General features: G+C 75.6%; 15 protein-coding genes. 10 read left to right on the top strand and 5 right to left on the bottom strand.

The window, feature by feature from the left end:
• Nucleotides 1–3: 3 nt before the first annotated feature.
• The 7 genes from D5H75_RS39375 to D5H75_RS39345 all read left to right on the top strand — a co-directional run bounded on the left by D5H75_RS39375 (nucleotide 4) and on the right by D5H75_RS39345 (nucleotide 9,257).
• Nucleotides 4–1,203 (top strand): sensor histidine kinase, encoded by a 1,200-nt coding sequence (locus D5H75_RS39375; protein WP_119931735.1) that lies wholly within the window; start codon nucleotides 4–6, stop codon nucleotides 1,201–1,203.
• Nucleotides 1,200–1,862 carry a response regulator gene (locus D5H75_RS39370; RefSeq protein WP_119931734.1) on the top strand — a complete coding sequence of 221 codons (663 nt, stop codon included), beginning with the start codon at nucleotides 1,200–1,202 and terminating at the stop codon, nucleotides 1,860–1,862. The genes D5H75_RS39375 and D5H75_RS39370 overlap by 4 nt, the downstream gene beginning before the upstream one ends.
• Nucleotides 1,859–4,042 carry a histidine kinase gene (locus D5H75_RS44480; RefSeq protein WP_119931733.1) on the top strand — a complete coding sequence of 728 codons (2,184 nt, stop codon included), beginning with the start codon at nucleotides 1,859–1,861 and terminating at the stop codon, nucleotides 4,040–4,042. The genes D5H75_RS39370 and D5H75_RS44480 overlap by 4 nt, the downstream gene beginning before the upstream one ends.
• Before the next feature lie 248 nt (nucleotides 4,043–4,290).
• A complete protein-coding gene (locus tag D5H75_RS39360; RefSeq protein WP_119931732.1) occupies nucleotides 4,291–6,396 on the top strand; it encodes a DUF6421 family protein in 2,106 nt (701 codons plus the stop codon).
• A complete protein-coding gene (locus tag D5H75_RS39355; protein ID WP_119931731.1) occupies nucleotides 6,393–7,085 on the top strand; it encodes an SDR family NAD(P)-dependent oxidoreductase in 693 nt (230 codons plus the stop codon). Before D5H75_RS39360 ends, D5H75_RS39355 begins: the two co-directional genes overlap by 4 nt.
• Nucleotides 7,086–7,349: 264 nt before the next feature.
• Nucleotides 7,350–8,399 (top strand): threonine aldolase family protein, encoded by a 1,050-nt coding sequence (locus D5H75_RS39350; RefSeq protein WP_119931730.1) that lies wholly within the window; start codon nucleotides 7,350–7,352, stop codon nucleotides 8,397–8,399.
• Between the two features lie 42 nt (nucleotides 8,400–8,441).
• Nucleotides 8,442–9,257: an MBL fold metallo-hydrolase gene (locus tag D5H75_RS39345; RefSeq protein ID WP_119931729.1), complete on the top strand. Its 816-nt coding sequence runs from the start codon at nucleotides 8,442–8,444 to the stop codon at nucleotides 9,255–9,257.
• A gap of 152 nt (nucleotides 9,258–9,409) precedes the next feature.
• Here the strand turns inward: D5H75_RS39345 and D5H75_RS39340 are convergent, their stop codons facing one another.
• The 3 genes from D5H75_RS39340 to D5H75_RS39330 all read right to left on the bottom strand — a co-directional run bounded on the left by D5H75_RS39340 (nucleotide 9,410) and on the right by D5H75_RS39330 (nucleotide 11,472).
• Nucleotides 9,410–10,183 (bottom strand): class I SAM-dependent methyltransferase, encoded by a 774-nt coding sequence (locus D5H75_RS39340; protein ID WP_242454778.1) that lies wholly within the window; start codon nucleotides 10,181–10,183, stop codon nucleotides 9,410–9,412.
• Between the two features lie 146 nt (nucleotides 10,184–10,329).
• Nucleotides 10,330–11,019, bottom strand: a complete 690-nt coding sequence (locus D5H75_RS39335) for a DUF4191 domain-containing protein (protein WP_119931728.1) — start codon at nucleotides 11,017–11,019, stop codon at nucleotides 10,330–10,332.
• A gap of 63 nt (nucleotides 11,020–11,082) precedes the next feature.
• Nucleotides 11,083–11,472, bottom strand: a complete 390-nt coding sequence (locus D5H75_RS39330; RefSeq protein ID WP_119931727.1) for a MerR family transcriptional regulator — start codon at nucleotides 11,470–11,472, stop codon at nucleotides 11,083–11,085.
• Between the two features lie 27 nt (nucleotides 11,473–11,499).
• Here D5H75_RS39330 and D5H75_RS39325 point away from each other — a divergent pair, with 27 nt between their 5' ends.
• On the top strand, nucleotides 11,500–12,735 hold the full coding sequence (locus D5H75_RS39325) for an NAD(P)/FAD-dependent oxidoreductase (protein WP_242454774.1): 1,236 nt from the start codon (nucleotides 11,500–11,502) through the stop codon (nucleotides 12,733–12,735).
• Nucleotides 12,732–14,156, top strand: a complete 1,425-nt coding sequence (locus tag D5H75_RS39320) for a DHA2 family efflux MFS transporter permease subunit (RefSeq protein WP_119931725.1) — start codon at nucleotides 12,732–12,734, stop codon at nucleotides 14,154–14,156. The genes D5H75_RS39325 and D5H75_RS39320 overlap by 4 nt, the downstream gene beginning before the upstream one ends.
• A 48-nt stretch (nucleotides 14,157–14,204) precedes the next feature.
• Here the strand turns inward: D5H75_RS39320 and D5H75_RS39315 are convergent, their stop codons facing one another.
• Together D5H75_RS39315 and wrbA are read right to left on the bottom strand one after the other, a co-directional pair.
• A complete protein-coding gene (locus tag D5H75_RS39315; protein ID WP_119931724.1) occupies nucleotides 14,205–15,632 on the bottom strand; it encodes an MFS transporter in 1,428 nt (475 codons plus the stop codon).
• A gap of 23 nt (nucleotides 15,633–15,655) precedes the next feature.
• Nucleotides 15,656–16,330: an NAD(P)H:quinone oxidoreductase gene (gene wrbA / locus D5H75_RS39310; protein ID WP_119931723.1), complete on the bottom strand. Its 675-nt coding sequence runs from the start codon at nucleotides 16,328–16,330 to the stop codon at nucleotides 15,656–15,658.
• 79 nt (nucleotides 16,331–16,409) lie between these two features.
• Between wrbA and D5H75_RS39305 the strand changes: the two genes are divergently transcribed.
• Nucleotides 16,410–16,856, top strand: coding sequence for a MarR family winged helix-turn-helix transcriptional regulator (locus D5H75_RS39305; protein WP_119931722.1), 447 nt, complete (start codon nucleotides 16,410–16,412; stop codon nucleotides 16,854–16,856).
• Nucleotides 16,857–17,222 lie beyond the last annotated feature (366 nt).

Here is a 17,222-nt window from a genome sequence, read left to right as displayed (position 1 = left end):
CCCATGTCAGGACATTTGCGCATCCACGAGACGCCGCCGGCGGGGCGGTTCCGGGAGATCCCCCGCGTGGACCGGTTGCTCGCCCTGGCCGTGGTCGTCGTGGGCGTCCTGGAGGCGTTCACCACCGCCACGGCGTACGGCGCCGCCCAGAACCCGCAGCTCTGGTGGGTCGCGCAGGCCGTGCTCACCGGCGGCATCCTGCTCTGGCGGCGGCGGGCCCCGGTGCTGACGCTGGTCCTCATGGTGATCGCCCAGTACCTCTGGCACCGCCAGGGCAACGAGGGCTGCCCGGTGTGGCAGCTCGCGAGCCTGCTCGTGGTGTTCCACACGGCCGGCGCCGAGCGCCCCTGGAAGGTGGGCGGGGCCTGGGCGTGGGCGGCGATCGCGGTGTTCGACTCCGGCGCGATCGACCACCGGCCGCTGCCCCTGGAAGAGGTCATCTTCCTGACCGTGATGTTCGGCGCGGCCTGGGGGACCGGCGTCGCCCTCCGCGCGCACGCCACCCGCGGCCTGGCGCTGGCCGAGCGCAACGCCCGGCTGGAGGCCGAGCGCGAGCGCCGCGCCCGCGAGGCGGTGGCGGCCGAGCGCGCCAGGATCGCGCGGGAGCTGCACGACACGATCTCGCACAGCGTGAGCGTGATGGTGCTCCAGGCGGGCGGCGTGCGCAGGCTGCTCGGCGAGGAGCGGCCGCGCGAGCGCGACATCCTGCTCGACGTGGAGAAGGCCGGGCGCCAGGCCGTGCAGGAGCTGCGGGTGATGCTGGGCGCGCTGCGGGCGGAGGACGCCCCCGGCGGGGAGCCGGGGCCGGGTCTCGCGCGGCTGGACGACCTGGTGGCGCGGCTGCGCGCCGTCGGGCTGGACGTGAGCGTGACCGTCGAGGGCGAGCCGAGGGAACTGCCGCCCGGGCTGGACCTGTCGGCGTACCGCATCGTGCAGGAGGGGCTGACGAACGTGGTCAAGCACGCCGGGCGCACCCGCGCCCGGGTCCGCCTGGCGTACGCCGGGGACGAGGTGCGCCTGGAGATCGAGAACGAGGGCGCGGGCGAGCCGGCCGCGGACACCGGCCTGGACGGCGGGCACGGGCTGGCCGGGATGCGCGAGCGCGTCGCCCTGTTCGGCGGGACCTTCTCGGCCGCGCCCCGCGAGCAGGGCGGGTTCAGCGTCCTGGCCCGCCTGCCCATCTCGGAGGGGGCGCCGGCATGAGCATCCGCCTGGTGATCGCCGACGATCAGGCCATGGTCCGCGCGGGGCTGCGCCTGGTCGTCGAGACCGAATCCGACCTGGAGGTCGTGGGCGAGGCGGCCGACGGCGTGGAGGCCGTCGCCGTCGCGCAGCGCCACCGCCCCGACGTCGTGCTCATGGACATCTCCATGCCCCGCCTCGACGGGCTCGCCGCCGCCCGCAAGCTGCTGGCCTCGCCCCACCCGCCGAAGATCATCATGCTCACGACCTTCGACACCGACGAGAACCTCTACGCCGCCCTGCGCGCCGGCACCAGCGGGTTCCTGCTCAAGGTCTCGCCCCCCGAGCAGCTCATCGACGCCGTGCGCGTGGTCGCCGCCGGGGACGCCCTGCTCGACCCGGCCGTCACCACCCGCGTGATCGCCTCCTTCGCGGGCCGCCACGACCCCGTCCCGCCGCGCGAGCTGGCCGACCTCACCCCCCGCGAGCTGGAGGTCCTGCGCATGCTGGCCAGGGGTCTGTCCAACGCCGAGATCGCCGCCCAGCTCTACGTCGGGGAGGCCACCGTCAAGACGCACGTGGCCCGGGTCCTGATGAAGCTCTCCCTCCGCGACCGCGCCCAGGCCGTGGTCTTCGCCTACGAGTCCGGCGTGGTCCGCCCCGGCGACGTCCCGCGATGAGCCCGCCCGCCGTCCACCCCGCCCCCGCCGTACGGCTCGCGCGAGCCGTACGGCTCCCGGGCGGGGCGCGGCGGCGGGTCTCCGGGGCGGACGCGGCGATCGGGGTCGCGCTGGGCGTGGTCGGGGCCGTCGAGGAGCTGATCGCGCAGGGGCACCAGTCGACGGTGTGGTGGCAGGCGGGGGCGCTGGTCACCGGGTTCCTGCTGATCGCGCGGCGGGCGTACCCGTTCGCGGTGGCGGCCGTGTTCATCGCGACGATGCTGGGGCCGTGGCGGAACCTGCCGGAGCAGTGGGCGACGTGGCAGGTGTGCGCGGCGCTGATCGTGGCCTACACGATGGGGAGCCGGGTCCCGCTCCGGGGGAGGCGGGGCGTGGCCGGGCTGCTGCTCGTCGCCGGGGTGGTCCTGGCGATGCAGCCGCTCGACGCCGAGCGGACGGTGCGGGACCTGCTGGTGGCGTTCGCCCTGCTGGGGATCGCGTACTTCGCCGGGATCTCGCTGCGGCGGCAGATCGACCGGGCGGCGTGGCTGGCCGGGCAGGGGGTGCGGCTCGCCGCCGAGCGGGATCTGCGCGCGCGGGAGTCGGTGGCCGAGGAGCGGCGGCGCGTGGCGCGTGAGCTGCACGATGTCGTCGCCCACAGCGTGAGCGTGATGACCATGCAGGCGGGGGCGCTGCGGCGTGTCCTCGGCGAGGGGCGGGAGCGGGAGCGCGGGCTGCTGCTGGAGCTGGAACGGCTCGGGCGGGAGGCCGTGGACGAGCTGCGGATCATGCTCGGCGCGCTGCGCGCTCCCGGGCCGGCGCGGGGGGACGGCGGGGGCCCGCCGGACACGGAGCCCGGGTGGGTGCCCCGGCCGCTCCCGCGCCTCCTGGGGCTGCCCGCCGGGGACTGGGTGATCGCGGTGCTGCTCGCCGTGGGCGGCGTGCTGGTCGAGTTCTTCGACGCGTTCCCCGACGGCGGGCCCATCCACGACGACCCCGTGTGGTGGAGCGTGGCGGCCGTCGTCACCTCGGGCGTCGTGCTGGTCCGGCGGCGGTGGCCGCTCGGCGCGCCGGCCTGCGTCGTCCTCGTGCTGAACGTGATCTGGCCGAGCACGCCCGCCGAGCACCCGCTGTGGCGCTTCGTCGCGCTGCTCCTGCTGCTGCACACGGCGGGGGCGCGGGTGCCGCTGCGCGGGCGGCGCGGCTGGGCGGGCGGCGTGCTGATCACGGCGGCCGTGGCGCAGTTCCTCCTCACGGCGGTGTCCAGGGAGGCCGAGGCCACGTACACCGACCTCATGGTGTTCGGCACGCTCATCGCGATCTCGTACGCCGGGGGAGTGCTGCTCCGCCGCCAGATCGAGCGCGCGGTGGAGCTGACCGAGCGCAACACGCGCCTGTCGGTGGAACGCGAGGAGCGCGCCCGCCACGCCGTGGCCGGGGAACGTTCCCGCATCGCCCGCGAGCTGCACCACGTGGTCACCGGCAGCGTCACGGCCATGCTCGCCCGCGCCCGCGACCTGCGCCCCCTCCTCGCCGCCGCCCCCGACCGCGAACGCCGCCTCCTGGCCGGGGTCGAGCACGCGGGGGCCCAGGCCATCGCCGAACTCGACACCATGCTCGCCACCCTCCGCCCCGGCCCGCCCGCCGCCGGGACGGCTCCGGTCGGAGCGGCCGAGGCGATCGCTCCCGCCGGGACGGTTCCGGCGGGGACGGTTCCGGCCGGGGCGGTTCCGCCGGGGGCGGGCGGCACGCCGCCGGACGTCGCGGAACCGGTCCGGCGCCCCGACCTGACCTCCGTGGGCGACCTCGCCGACCGGGTCCGCCTCGCCGGCGTCGCGGTGGACGTCGAGGTCGAGGGGGATGTCGCGGGGCTACCGCCCGCGCTGGCCCTGTCGGCGTACCGCATCATCCAGGAGGCGCTGACCAACGTGGTGAAGCACGCCGCCGCCACCCGGGCCAGGGTGAGCCTGCGCCGCCTCCCCGGCGGCCTCCGGATCGAGGTCACCGACGACGGGGCCGCCAAGCCCCCGTCCCCGGCCTCCCCGCCCGCCCCCCGCTCCGGCGGCCACGGCCTCATCGGCATGCGCGAACGCGCCGCCCTCTTCGGCGGCACCCTCACCGCCGGGCCCCGGCCCTCCGGCGGCTACCACGTCCGGGCCGACCTCCCCGTCCCCGCCGCCTCCGACCTCTCCCGCCCCTGACCGATCCCGCGCCCCCGAATCCCCGGGACCGGCGCGACCCGGCCCGCTCGCGCTCATGCCCCGGCGTTCGCCCGGCCGCTCGCGCCTCTCGTCCTCGGGCGGGCTCGCCCGCGGCTCGCGGTTTCCCGCTGGGGTGAGCTGCGATCTTTCAACTGGTTGGGGAGGAAATGTTGTGTATAGGGAGTGTGTGTGTATATTTTTCGGCGTTGGGTGGTTGTCGGAGAAGAACTTTTCTCAAGGAGGGGTGGATGAGGGCGTTCCCCCGGGTTCTGTTCGATGAGGCGCACGGCCAGGCGTGGAGCATCCGGCGGGAGGTCGCGGCCGGGATGAATCCCGGATATCCCGAGGACAGCGCGTACACGCGGGCGGCGGAGCGGCTGCGGCGGCTCGGGCACGACGTGGCGGCGCACGCCGAGGGGGCGCTGACCCCCGAGGTGCTGGCCGGGTGCGACGTGCTGGTGATCGCGCACCCCTCCGACAGCAGGTGGGAGCGCACGATCGGCGGGGACCCGGTGCTCGGGGACGCCGAGCTCGACGCGGTCGAGGCGTTCGTGCGCGAGGGCGGCGGACTGGTCGTCCTGGGGGAGTACGAACAGGACAAGTACGGCAACAACCTCAACGACCTGCTCGGCCGGTTCGGGCTGGGGATCGCGCACGCGATGGCGCAGGACCCGGCCAGGTGCGAGCGCGGCGTCGCGGCCTGGGTGCGCGGCGAGCCCGCCCCTGCCGACGGGGCCGAGGACCTGCTCGCCGGGGCGCGGTCGGCCGTGTTCTACCGCACCGGCGTGGTGCGGGTGGGGCCGGAGGCCGAGGTGCTGTTCCGGACCTCGCCGACCGCGCATCCGGCCGGGGAGCCGCTGGCGGCGGCCGTACGCGCCGGGGAGGGGCGGGTCGTGGTGTTCGCCGACTCCGACCTGTTCGGCGACGACTCGATCGGCGACCACGACCACGAGACCCTGTGGGGCAACGTCGTGACCTGGGCGGCCCGCCGCCCGGCCCCGGCCTCCGCCCCCGCCGGCGCCGCGGCGGGCTCGGCGGGCTCGGCGGCCGCGCACCCCGTCACCGCGCACCCCGCGTGGGAGCGGCTGAAGGCCGCGGTCGAGGAGCTGCGGCCGCTGCAGGCCAAGGACGGGTCCGTGGAGCGCGGCGACCCCGCCCCGGCCGTCGCGGCGATGAGCGAGGCGATCGGGGAACTGGCCCCGCTGTTCCCGCACGACGCCGGCTATCTGGCCGCCGTCCTGGACGACCTGCGCCGCTGGGCCGGGAGCGGGTACGGCGTGCCCGACTTCCTGCCGTCGCTGCTGGCCTTCCGGCCCGAGCTGCAGCGGGTGGACGGGCGCGAGCACCTGGTGGTCTTCCCGATGTACACCCAGAACGGGAACCCGAACCGCAACTTCGAGGCCGTGCTGATCCGCACCGTCTGGCCGAGCTGGCTGGCCGACCTGGAGCGCGAGCGGTACGACAACCCGATGTTCGTCCCGATCGCGTTCGTGGACTTCACCGCCGGATACGACACCGACTCGGCGGTGCTGTTCCCCGAGACCGTGAGCGTGCACGACAAGCCCGAGCGGTTCACCTGGGGCGGCATCTTCTGCGACCGCGAGGCGGCCCGCTTCCGCGCCGTCAGCGCCGCGGCCGCGCGCACGCTCAAGCTCGCGCTGCCGCCGGACGCCGCGCGCCTGCTGGAGAGCCAGGAGCTCGCCCAGGACACGTTCGTGCTGTGGGACCTGGTCCACGACCGCACCCACAGCCACGGCGACCTGCCGTTCGACCCCTTCATGATCAAGCAGCGCATGCCGTACTGGATGTACGCCCTGGAGGAGCTGCGCTGCGACCTCACCGCCTTCGGCGAGGCCGTGAAGCTGGAGGCCGAGGGCGTCCCGCACGCCCGCTACGTCCAGCACGCGATCCTGTTCGACCGGCTGTTCCGGTTCCCGATCACGGGCGAGCGCGTGCGCAACTACGACGGGCTCGGCGGCCAGCTCCTGTTCGCCTACCTGCACCGCAACGACGTCGTACGGTGGACCGACAACAGCCTGTCCATAGACTGGGACCGGGTCCCCGACGCGGTCGCGGGGCTGCGCGGCGAGGTGGACAAGCTCTACCGCGACGGCATCGACCGGCCCAAGCTCGCCCACTGGCTGGCGGCGCACGAGCTGGTCGCCGCCTACGTCGCGCCGCACCCGGCCTCGACCTGGGCGCGGGGCGCCGGGGCGCTCCCGGCCGAGGGGTTCCCCAAGAGCGCGGTGGACGCCGTGCTGCCCGACGAGTTCCCCCTGAGCATGTTCTACGAGGCGCTGCGCCGTAAGCTCGCAGATGTGGTGGAGTCGACGAGGGGGGTTCGGGCCGCATGAAAGGTCTCGTGATCGTGGTGGCGGGCGCGGGCGGCCCGGCGGGGCGCGCGGTGACGCGGCGCCTGGCCGAGGCGGGCGCGACGGTCGTCGCCGCCGACGCCGACAAGGAACGCCTGGACGCCGCGTTGTCGGCGGCGCCCGAGGGCGTGGAGGGCGAGGTCATCGACCTGCTCGACCTCGACGCCGTGCGCGGGTGGGCCGGGCGGGTCGAGGAGCGGCACGGCCGCGTGGACGGCGTGATCCACCTGGTGGGCGGGTGGCGCGGCGCGTCCTCGTTCGCCGAGACCGACCTCGGCGACTGGGCGCTGCTGCACGACCTGCTCGTCCGCACCCTCCAGCACACGACGCTGGCCTTCGAAGGCGCGATCAAGCGCAGCGAGAACAGCCGCTTCGCGATCGTCTCCGCCCAGGCCGCCGCCAAGCCGACCGAGAACAACGCCTGCTACGCCACCGCCAAGGTCGCGGCCGAGACGTGGATGCTGGCGTTCGCCGACGCACTCCGCGGCACCGAGTCCGCCGCCGTCACCCTCGTGGTCAAGGCGCTGGTGGACGACGCGATGCGGGCCGCCAAGCCGGAGGCCAAGTTCCTCGGGTTCACCGACGTCGCGGACCTCGCCGAGGCCGTCGCGGGCCTGTGGAAGAAGCCCGCCGCCGACCTCAACGGCGCCCGCGTGGACCTCACCACCTGACCCGCTCCCGCCCGCCTCCCGACCCGCTCCCGCCCGCCTCCCGTACGGCCCACGGCCCGGCCGCCCCGTCTCGCGCGGTGGCGGCCCCGGGCGCGAGCCGTACAGGGGCCCGCGCCGCGCGGGCCAGGCCGGCGGGTCCGGACCGGAACGCGGGGGGCCCCGGGCCGCGGAGGCGGGGCGGGGCCGTACCCTCGCGGTGAGGTGCGGCGGGAGCCGTACGCCATCCCCTCGATCACAGGGCAGCACAGGACAGGACAGCACCACATGACCGACGCACGACGCCGCCACGACCCCTCGGCGCGCGGCTTCGCCAGCGACAACTACGCCGGGGTCCACCCGGAGATCCTGGAGGCGATCTCGCTCGCCAACGGCGGGCACCAGGTGGCGTACGGCGCCGACGTCTACACCGAGCACCTCCAGGAGGTGTTCCGGGCGCACTTCGGCGAGACGGCCGAGGCGTTCCCGGTGTTCAACGGGACCGGCGCGAACGTGGTGAGCCTCCAGGCGGTGACCGAGCGCTGGGAGGGCGTGGTCTGCGCCGAGACCGCCCACATCAACGTGGACGAGTGCGGCGCCCCCGAGAAGATCGCCGGGCTGAAGCTGATGACCGTGCCGACGCCGGACGGGAAGCTGACGCCGGAGCTGATCGACCGGCAGGCGTGGGGCTGGGGCGACGAGCACCGGGCCCAGCCGAAGGTCGTCTCGATCACGCAGTCCACCGAGCTGGGCACCCTCTACACCCCGGCGGAGATGGCGGCGATCTGCGCCCACGCGCACGAGCGCGGCATGGTCGTCCACGTGGACGGGTCCCGCCTGGCCAACGCGGCCGCCGCGCTGGACGTGCCGCTGCGCGCGATCTCCACCGACGTGGGCGTGGACCTGCTGTCGTTCGGCGGCACCAAGAACGGGCTCCTGCTCGGCGAGGCCGTGGTCGTGCTCAACCGCGACGCGGTCCGCGGCATCCCGTTCCTGCGCAAGTCGTCGATGCAACTCGCCTCGAAGATGCGGTTCGTGTCCGTGCAGTTCGAGGCGCTGCTCGCGGGCGACCTGTGGCTGCGCAGCGCCCGCCACGCCAACGCGATGGCCGCCAGGCTGGCCGACGCCGTGCGCGACGTCGTGGAGATCACCCGGCCCGTGCAGGCGAACGCCGTCTTCGCGATCCTGCCGGCGGACGTGGCCGAGCGCGTGCGCAAGCGCTTCCGCTTCTACACCTGGGACGAGAGCACCGGCGAGTGCCGCTGGATGTGCTCGTTCGACACCACCGAAGAGGACATCGACGCGTTCGCCGCCGCGATCCGGGAGGAACTCTCCTAAGCCGGGCTGGTCCGCGTGTGCGCCCCGGGTTACCTTCGGCGCGTGCGCGTACACACCATCAACTGCGGCACCATGCGCCCCCGCTGGCTGCGCGGCACCGCCTCCGGCCTGATAGGCGCCCGCTGCCTGCTGATCGAGAGCGAGCGGGGGCTGGTGCTGGTGGACACCGGCTTCGGGCTGGCCGACGTCGCCGACGGGGGCGCGGCGCTGGGGCCGATGCTGAGGTTCGGCGCCAGGCCCGCGCTCGACCCCGCCGAGACCGCGATCCGCCGGATCGAGGCGCTCGGGCTGGACCCCGGCGACGTCCGCCACATCGTGCTCACCCACCTCGACGCGGACCACGCCGGGGGCCTGCGTGACTTCCCGCGCGCGCTGGTCCACCTGCACGCCAGGGAACACGCGGCGATGACCCGGCCGACGTGGCGCGAGCGGCCCCGGTACCGTGCGGGGCAGTGGGCGCACGGGCCCGCGTGGGTGCTCCACGAGGAGGCGGGCGAGCCCTGGCACGGCTTCGCGGCCGTGCGCGAGCCGCTGCCCGGGCTGCCGGTCCTCATGGTCCCGCTGCACGGTCACACGCGCGGGCACACCGGCGTCGCGGTGGAGACGGAGCGCGGCTGGCTGCTCCACGTCGGCGACGCCCTCTTCTGGCGCGCGGAACTCGGCCCCGGCCGGGCCGGCGACGCCGTACGGCGGGCGCGGGGCGGGCCCGGGACCCTGCCTCGGAGCCTGGGCGCGGCGCAGCGCGCGCTGGCCGAGGACCACGCCGCCTGGGCGCACAACCGGGCGCGGCTGCGCCGCCTCGTGCGCGACCACCCGGGCCAGATCGAGGTCGTCACCTCCCACGACCCGGTGCCCTGACCCGCCGCGCGCGCCGCCCGTGCCGTACGGCCGGCGCGGGCCCGGGCTCGTGCCGTACGGCCCGGCGCGGCGCGGCGCGCTGCGACGCGGTGCGGGTGGCGCGGTGGTGCGGGTGGCGTGGTGCGGGTGGCGCGGTGGTGCGGGCCGGGGCGTCAGGCGGCGGGCTTGCGGGCGGAGAAGATCGCGGTGCCGGGGATGAGGCGGCCGCGGAGCGGGCTCCACGCGCCCCAGACGCGGTCGTGGCCCTCCGGCCACTCCGGCTCGGTGAGGGCGGTGAGGACGAGCCCGGCGGCGGTGAGCTCGGCGACGCGGTCGCCCAGGGTGCGGTGGTGCTCGGCGTAGGCCGGCTCGCCGTCCTCGTCGAACTCGACGTAGGGGGTCCGGTCGAAGTACGGCCGGGTCGCGGTCAGGCCGTGCGGGCCCGGGTCGTCGGGGAAGCTCCAGCGGATGGGGTGGGTGACCGAGAAGACGAACAGCCCGCCGGGGCGCAGGACGCGGGCGGCCTCGCGCATCACGGCCGCGGAGTCGGCCACGAACGGGATCGCGCCGTACGCCGAGCAGACGGCGTCGAAGGACTCGTCGGCGAAGGGAAGCGCCCGGGCGTCGGCGGCGGCCACCGGAAGGCGGAGGCCGGTGTCCAGGTCGATCCGGCGGGAGTGCTGGAGCTGCCGGTACGACAGGTCCACGCCGACCGCCCGCGCCCCCTGGGTGACGAGCCAGCGGGCGCACTGCCCGGCGCCGCAGCCGATCTCCAGGACGCGCTTGCCGCGCACGTCGCCGAGCAGCCGGGCGTCGGCCTCGTCCAGGCCCTCGGGGCACCAGACGAAGCCGGTGTCGCGCAGGAACTCGCCGTGCTCGGCCTGGTATTCGTCCGCCGCGCCGTCCCACCAGCGGCGGTTGGCCCGCACCGACTGCTCGGCCGAGATCGGGCGCCGCGCGACGGACCCGGCGGCGACGTCATCGCCCGCCCCGCCGTACGGCGGCTCGCCGGAGTCGCCCGGCAGGTCCCCGGAATCGCTTACGCGGTCGGCGTCACCGAGACCGTGGGCGTCGCCGAGACCGTGGGCGTCGCTCAACGGGTCTTCGGGCGCGGGCCCTTGGGCATCTTCACACCCTTGGGCATGGGGCCCTTGGGCATGGGCAGGCTGCTCTGGAGCGCGCGCAGGCGGTAGTTCACCTCGGCGACGGCCGGCTTCTTGAGGTTGCGCGGCAGCTTCATCAGGTGCCGCTGCAGCTTCTTGATCGGGACCTGGCCCTCGCCGTCACCCGTCTGCACGTCGTAGACCGGCACGTCCATGGCGACGCGCTGGACCTTCTTCTTCTCGGCGAGAAGGAGCCGCTGCACCCGGTTGGCCGGGCCCTCCGACACCAGGATCACGCCCGGCGCGCCCACGACGCGGTGGACGACGTCCTGCTCCCGGTTGACGGCCACGACCGGCGTGACGTTCCAGTTCCCGCGCATGCTCTGCAGGATCGCGGCGGCGGCGCCCGGCTGGCCCTCCAGCATGGAGTACTGCGCCTTCTGGGCGAACTGCCCGAAGACGATCATGCCGGCGGTCAGACCCCCGAGCAGGCCGAGCGGGATCATGAAGAGCAGGGAGTCGGTGACCAGGCCGATCACCACGAACAGCGCGAGCACGCCGAGGGCCGTCGCGAACACGATCGGCATGCCCTTGGGGTTCGCCTGCCTGACGATCCCGGCGACCATTCGGATCTGCTTGAGACGACCCGGGGTCTCCGGGGACGCCGCCTTCTTTGCCATGCCGCAAGGATATGAGCCTTCCGACATCGAGCGATAACGAGGGGACGCCTTGGGCGGTAACGGTTAGATCAGGACTCCGATCATCGAGCGCATCGTCGGGCAGCGCAGGAAGTCCTCCTCCGGGCAGCCCATCGCGTGCTCGACCATCGCCCTGGACGCCTGGGCCTCGGCGATCCGCCGGTCCAGGTCCGCCAGGTGGCCCGCGAGCAGTTCCCGCCGGCCCTCCCGGTCGCGCGCCGCCAGCAGCCGCCCGATCCGCTCCAGGCTCAGCCCCGCGTCCTTCGCCCGCACGATCACCGCCACCCGGTAGACGTGCTCCTCGGTGTACCTCCGGCGGCCGTTCACCCGCCGCCCCGGCGTCAGCAGTCCCACGCTCTCCCAGTGCCGCAGCACGTGCGCCGCGAGCCCGAACCGCTCGGCCAGTTCCCCGATGCTCATCTCACTTGACTTCATGTTCACATTAACTTGCAAAGTGGGGTCATGGTCAACTCGTTCAGGTCATCCATGTCCGCCGGGTCCTCCCCGGACCCGGACTCGTCCACGCCGGCGGCCCCGCCGTTCTCCGCGGCATACGACGTCGTCGTGGTCGGCGGCGGGCCCGCCGGGCTGGCCGCCGCCCTCACCCTCGGGCGCGCGTGCCGGCGCACCCTGGTCCTCGACTCCGCCGAGTACCGCAACGCCCCGGCGCGGGCCGTGCACAACCTCCTGTCCCACGACGGCACCCCGCCCGGCGTCCTCCGCGCCACCGCCCGCGCCCAGCTCGCCCGCTACCCCTCCGTGGAGTACCGGCGGGCGGAGGTCCGCGCCGCGTCCGCCGCCGCGCCGCCGTACGGCGGGGGCGGGGACGCCGGGGGCGCGGAGGCGGGCCCGCCGCCGGGGTTCGAGCTGCGGCTGACGGACGGCGAGGCGGTGCGGGCCCGGCGCCTGGTGCTGGCGACCGGCCTCGCCGACGAGCTGCCGCCGATCCCGGGCGTGGCGGAGATCTGGGGCACGTCGGCGTTCCACTGCCCCTACTGCCACGGGTTCGAGGCCGTGGCCGCGCCGGTCGCCGTGATCGGCGGCACGCCCGACCGGGTACGGCTGGCGCTCCAGCTCCGCCGGATGGGCGCGGACGTGACGCTGTGCACCGACGGGCCGCCGGGCGCGGACCTCGCGCCGCTGGACCGGCACGGGGTGGCGGTGCGCTGCGAGCCGGTGACGCGGCTGGAGTCGCGTGACGGGGAACTGGAGGCCGTCGTCTTCGAGGCGGGGCCGCCGCTGGCGCGCGGGGCGGCGTTCGTGAGCACGCGCACCGTCCAGCGGTCCCCGCTGGCGGCCTCGCTGGGCTGCCGCCTCCTGCCCGACGGCGTGGTCGAGGTGGACGACTTCGGCCGGACCAGCGTCCCCGGCGTCCACGCGATCGGCGACATGTCCCGGCGTCCGGCCGTGCCCATGCCGTTCGCCGCGGTCTCCGTCGCCTCTGCCTCGGGCACGATCGCCGCCTCCCTCCTCGACCAGGACCTCCTCAGCGAGGACACCGGCCTGCCCCTCCCCTTCGCCCGCCCGCCGGAGCCGGGCGGCGCCGGACCCGCCGGACCCGCCGGCATCACGGAACCCGTCGGCGCGGCCGTCGGCCGTACGGGGTCCGCCGGGGCGGGCGCCGGCCGTACGGGATCCGCGGGCGCGGGCGCCGGCCGTACGGGGTCCGGGGCCGGGGAGAAGGAGGACGGGCGATGAGCGGCGCGGCGGAGAGGACCGGGCGGGGGAACACCCCGCTGGCCGTCGCGGGGCTGTGCCTCGGGGTGGTGCTGGCGGTGGTCGACCAGACCATCGTGGGGACGGCGCTGCCGCGGATCGCCGCGGAGCTGGGCACGGGGGCGTCGGCGGGCTGGGTGGTGACGGCGTACCTGCTGACCAGCACCGCCACCGGCGTCCTGTACGGCAGGGCGAGCGACCGGTTCGGGCGGCTGCCCACCTTCCTCACCGCCGTCGGGGTCTTCACGGCGGCGTCCGCGCTGGCGGGGCTGGCGGAGACGCTGCCGCAGCTCGTCGCCCTGCGCGCGGTCCAGGGACTGGGGGCGGGCGGCCTGTTCTCGCTCGCGTCGATCGTGCTCGCCGAGCTGTTCCCGGCCGAGCGGCGCGGCCGCGCGCAGGGGTACCTCGGCGCGATCATGGCCGTGGGCAGTGTCGGCGGGCCCCTCGCCGGCGGGGTCCTGACGGACACCGTGGGCTGGCGCTGGATCTTCTACGTGAACGTCCCGCTCGGCCTGCTCGCGATGCTCTTCGCCGGCGTCGGCCTGCGCCTGCCCCGCCCGGCCTCCGTGCCGCGCGTCGACGCGCCCGGCTCGGCGCTGCTGGCCGCCGCGGTGGCCGTGCTCATGCTCGCCGCCGAGTGGGGCGGGCGCGAGCACGCCTGGACCTCGCCGGTGATCCTGGGCCTGGCCGCGGGCGCGGTCGTGCTGCTCGCCGCCTTCGCGGCCTGGGAGCGCCGGGCGCCCGAGCCCGTGCTCCCGCCGCGCCTGCTGCGCGACCGCGTCGTCCGGATCACGTATCCGGCGTCCATGCTCCTCGGCGCGCTGCTGTTCGGCGGATCGGTGTTCCTGCCCATGTACTTCCAGGGCGTGCTCGGCATGGACGCCACGCGGGCGGGCCTGGCGCTCATCCCGCTCATGCTCGCGTTCGTGGCCGCCTCGGCGCTCTCCGGCCGCACCGCCGGGGCCAGGGGGCCGCTGCTCCTGGGCGCGGCCGGGGTGACGGCGGGCTTCGCCGCGCTCTACCTGACCGCCGGGTCGTACCCGCCCATGGCCGCCGCCCTCGCCCTGATCGGCGCCGGGATCGGCCTGCTGATGCAGCCCCTGGTCGCCATGACCCAGCGCGCCGTGCCCGCCCCCGAGCTGGGCACCGCGACCTCCGCCCTGATCGCGCTCCGCGGCCTGGGCGGCACCCTGGGCATCTCGCTCTTCGCCACGATCGTGTCCCTCGCCCACACCGCCGACTACACCTCGGCCATCCCTCGCGTGTTCCTCGCCGCCCTCCCCCTGTGCGCCGTCCTCTTCCTGCTCCTCCTGGCGACCCCCCACCCCCGCCCCGGCGCGGCGCCGCCGGAGCCGCCGGGCGGGGCGCCGGCCGCCGAGGCCGCGGGAGGCGCCGCCCGATGACGTACGGCTCGCGCCTCGCGGAGGCGCGAGCCGTACGCCCGTGCGGGGTCAGCGGGTGTGCCGGTGGGAGGGCAGCAGGACACCGAGCGCCGCCAGGACCACGCCGATGCCGGCGGCCATGAGGAAGACCAGCCCGTACCCGGAGGCCAGGGCCTCGGCGGGGGAGGCCCCCGTCTCGGCGGCGGCTCGCGAGCCCGCGGCCGTCGCCAGCACCGCGAGCCCGATCGAGCCGCCCGCCTGCCCGGCCGTGTTGGCCAGGCCCCCGACGACCCCCGCGTCACCCTCGGGGGCGTCGGCGGTCGCCACGGCCATGAGGGTGGGGAAGGTCAGCCCGATGCCGACCGCGACGAGCAGCGTCGGCCCGAGCACCCCCGTCAGGTAGGCGGTGCCCGCGCCCGCCAGGGAGAGCCAGCCGAACCCGGCCAGGAAGAGGGCGCCCCCGGCCGCCAGCAGGAGGCGCGCGCCGATCCGGGGCAGGAGGGGCCCGGCCCACCGCGCGGCCAGCATGAACGTCACGGCCGCGGGCGTCTGCCCGAGCCCGGCCGAAAGCGCGCTGAAGCCGAGGACGTTCTGCAGGAAGAGCGAGGTGAAGTACCACATGGCGATGGTGATCCCGCCGAACAGCAGCAGCAGCCCGTTCCCGGCGGCGATCCCCCGGATCCGGAACAGCCGCAGCGGCACCATCGGCCGGGCGGCGAACCGCGCCTCCACCGCGACGAACGCGGCCAGCAGGATCACCCCCGCCGCCACCGGCACGGCGACCCGCGGCGACGTCCAGGCGTGCTCCGCGCCCTGCGTGATCCCGTAGATCAGCCCGGCCAGCCCGGCGGTCCCCGTGACGGCCCCCGTGAGGTCCAGCGAGTCCCGGCGGCCGGAGCGCGTTCGGGCGAGCGACACCAGGGCCACGGCGATCAGCGCCGCGCCGATCGGCACGTTGACCAGGAAGACCCACCGCCACGACAGGCCGGTGGTGATGGCGCCGCCGGCGAGGGCCCCCGCCATCCCGCCGACGCCGCCGGCCGCGGACCACGCGCCGAACGCCCTGGCGCGGGCCCCCGGCTCGGTGAAGAACGTGTTGATCACGGCCAGCGTCGCCGGGGCCATCAGCGCGGCCCCCATCCCCTGGGCGAGCCGGGCCGCGACCAGGATCTCCGGCGCGGCCGCCAGCCCGCCGGCCAGGCTCGCCGCGGAGAACAGGGCCAGCCCGGCGACCAGCGCCCGGCGCGGGCCGAACAGGTCGGCGGCCCGCCCGCCCGGCAGCATGAACCCGGCGAAGGCCAGCAGGTACCCGTTCACCACCCAGGCCAGGCCGGTGGCCGTGAAGCCGAGGTCCGCGCGGACCGAGGGCAGGGCCACGTTCACGATGGACGCGTCCAGGATCACCATGAACTGGGCGGCGCACGCCAGCGGCAGGACCAGCCGGGCGGGCCCGGCCGGTGAGCCGGCGCGCCGGGGCGCCGTGTCCGTGCTCGTCATGGCCGCCTCCTCGCGGGCCGCGCTCACGCGGTGCGGGAGGCCGTGGTGGCCAGGGCCCCGCGCGGGTCGTCCCCGCCCGCGCCGTCCCCGTCCGCGCCGTCCCGCAGCCGGATCGCGACGCGGGCCAGCCGGCGGCCCTGGTATCTGGCCGCCTCCAGCGCCGCCTCGTCCGGCCCCTCTCCCGCCGGGCCGGTCACGGCGGACGTGCCGTAGGGGTTCCCGCCGGCGGCGTACACGGCGTCGTCGGTGAACCCGGGCGGGACGATCAGCGCGCCCCAGTGGTAGAAGACGTTGCCCAGCGACAGGATCGTGGCCTCACTGCCGCCGTGGCGGTTGAACGCCGAGGTGAAGGCGGTCACCGGCTTGTCGGCCAGCCGCCCCTCCCGCCAGAGCCCGCCGGCCTGGTCGATGAACTGCTTGAGCTGTGCCGCCGGGGCGCCGAACCGGGTGGGCGTCCCGAACGCGAACGCGTCGGCCCACGCCAGGTCCTCGACCGACGCCTCCGCGACGGACGCCGCGGCGTCGGCGTGACGGCGCCACATCGGGTTCCGGTCCACCGCGCTGTCCGGCGCCAGCTCGGCGACCCGCCGCAGGCGCACCTCGGTCCCCGCAGAGGCGGCGCCCTCGGCGACGGCCCGTGCGAGCGCGTGGACGGTGCCCGTCGCGCTGTAGTAGATGACGGCGACCTTCACGGTCATGTCCGGCTCCTCGGCATCGGATAGAATCAGTTACGCGGATAACTATTATGCGCATAACTAATCCGGGTCAAGGAGAGCCATGGACTTCGAGTACGCCGACGCCCTCAACCAGGCCATCCGCCTGCTGAGCCTGCGCCACCGCGCCAGGGCCGCCGCCCTGCTGGCCCCGCTCGGCCTGCACCCCGGCCAGGAGGCGCTGCTGCTCGAACTCGACCGGACCGGCCCGATGATCCAGGCGCAGCTCGCCGACGCCCTCGGCTGCGAGCCGCCCAGCGTCACCCTCATGACCCGCAAGCTGGAGTCCGCCGGTCACATCCGCCGAGCCCCCGCCCCCTCCGACAAGCGCGCCAGCGTCGTGGAGCTCACCGACACCGGCAGAGCCCTCGCCGCCCGGGTCAAGGAGCTGTGGTGCGCGCTCGCGGAGGAGACGCTGCGCGGCGTCCCCGCCGCCACGGCCGCCGAACTCCCCGCCCTCCTCCGCACCCTGACCGCCAACGTCGACACCAGGCCCGCGCGCGACGCCTAGCCCGCCCCGTGGAGGGTTTGCCTCCTCTCGTACGGCCGGCGCGGCCCCCGACCTTGATCCCTCCACCAGAAGCCGCCTCGGCCAGGCCCGTAGAACCTCGCCGTCCACCCTCGCGGGGGCGCTTCGCCCACGTCGGAGTGGGGCGTGTAGCGGCTGTGACGCGGTGCGTAGGCGGGGCGTGGTTGACGTGGGGGTTTGGGGTGGGCGTGGGGAACATATGGGGTGGGCGGGGTGTTGTAGATAGGTACATCGCCCCGCATGTGGGCGATCCCGACCGGGGTCTTTGCCCCGGTCCCCGGCGCCGGCCATGACGAGCTGAGAGCGCCGAACCCGGCCCCTCGAATCCCCCCTTTTTTCGAGGCGCGG

This window comes from Bailinhaonella thermotolerans (assembly GCF_003594875.1).
Taxonomy (GTDB): domain Bacteria; phylum Actinomycetota; class Actinomycetes; order Streptosporangiales; family Streptosporangiaceae; genus Bailinhaonella; species Bailinhaonella thermotolerans.
This window is presented reverse-complemented; position numbering and strand designations above follow the sequence as displayed.

Excerpts from the sequence above, each read along its gene's own strand:
- D5H75_RS39305 (WP_119931722.1), top strand. The coding sequence starts at position 16,410 with ATGGACTTCGAGTACGCCGACGCCCTCAACCAGGCCATCCGCCTGCTG.
- D5H75_RS39375 (WP_119931735.1), top strand. The coding sequence starts at position 4 with ATGTCAGGACATTTGCGCATCCACGAGACGCCGCCGGCGGGGCGGTTC.
- D5H75_RS39320 (WP_119931725.1), top strand. The coding sequence starts at position 12,732 with ATGAGCGGCGCGGCGGAGAGGACCGGGCGGGGGAACACCCCGCTGGCC.
- D5H75_RS39315 (WP_119931724.1), bottom strand. The coding sequence starts at position 15,632 with ATGACGAGCACGGACACGGCGCCCCGGCGCGCCGGCTCACCGGCCGGG.
- D5H75_RS39330 (WP_119931727.1), bottom strand. The coding sequence starts at position 11,472 with ATGAAGTCAAGTGAGATGAGCATCGGGGAACTGGCCGAGCGGTTCGGG.
- D5H75_RS39335 (WP_119931728.1), bottom strand. The coding sequence starts at position 11,019 with ATGGCAAAGAAGGCGGCGTCCCCGGAGACCCCGGGTCGTCTCAAGCAG.
- D5H75_RS39370 (WP_119931734.1), top strand. The coding sequence starts at position 1,200 with ATGAGCATCCGCCTGGTGATCGCCGACGATCAGGCCATGGTCCGCGCG.
- wrbA (WP_119931723.1), bottom strand. The coding sequence starts at position 16,330 with ATGACCGTGAAGGTCGCCGTCATCTACTACAGCGCGACGGGCACCGTC.
- D5H75_RS44480 (WP_119931733.1), top strand. The coding sequence starts at position 1,859 with ATGAGCCCGCCCGCCGTCCACCCCGCCCCCGCCGTACGGCTCGCGCGA.
- D5H75_RS39350 (WP_119931730.1), top strand. The coding sequence starts at position 7,350 with ATGACCGACGCACGACGCCGCCACGACCCCTCGGCGCGCGGCTTCGCC.
- D5H75_RS39325 (WP_242454774.1), top strand. The coding sequence starts at position 11,500 with ATGGTCAACTCGTTCAGGTCATCCATGTCCGCCGGGTCCTCCCCGGAC.
- D5H75_RS39355 (WP_119931731.1), top strand. The coding sequence starts at position 6,393 with ATGAAAGGTCTCGTGATCGTGGTGGCGGGCGCGGGCGGCCCGGCGGGG.
- D5H75_RS39360 (WP_119931732.1), top strand. The coding sequence starts at position 4,291 with ATGAGGGCGTTCCCCCGGGTTCTGTTCGATGAGGCGCACGGCCAGGCG.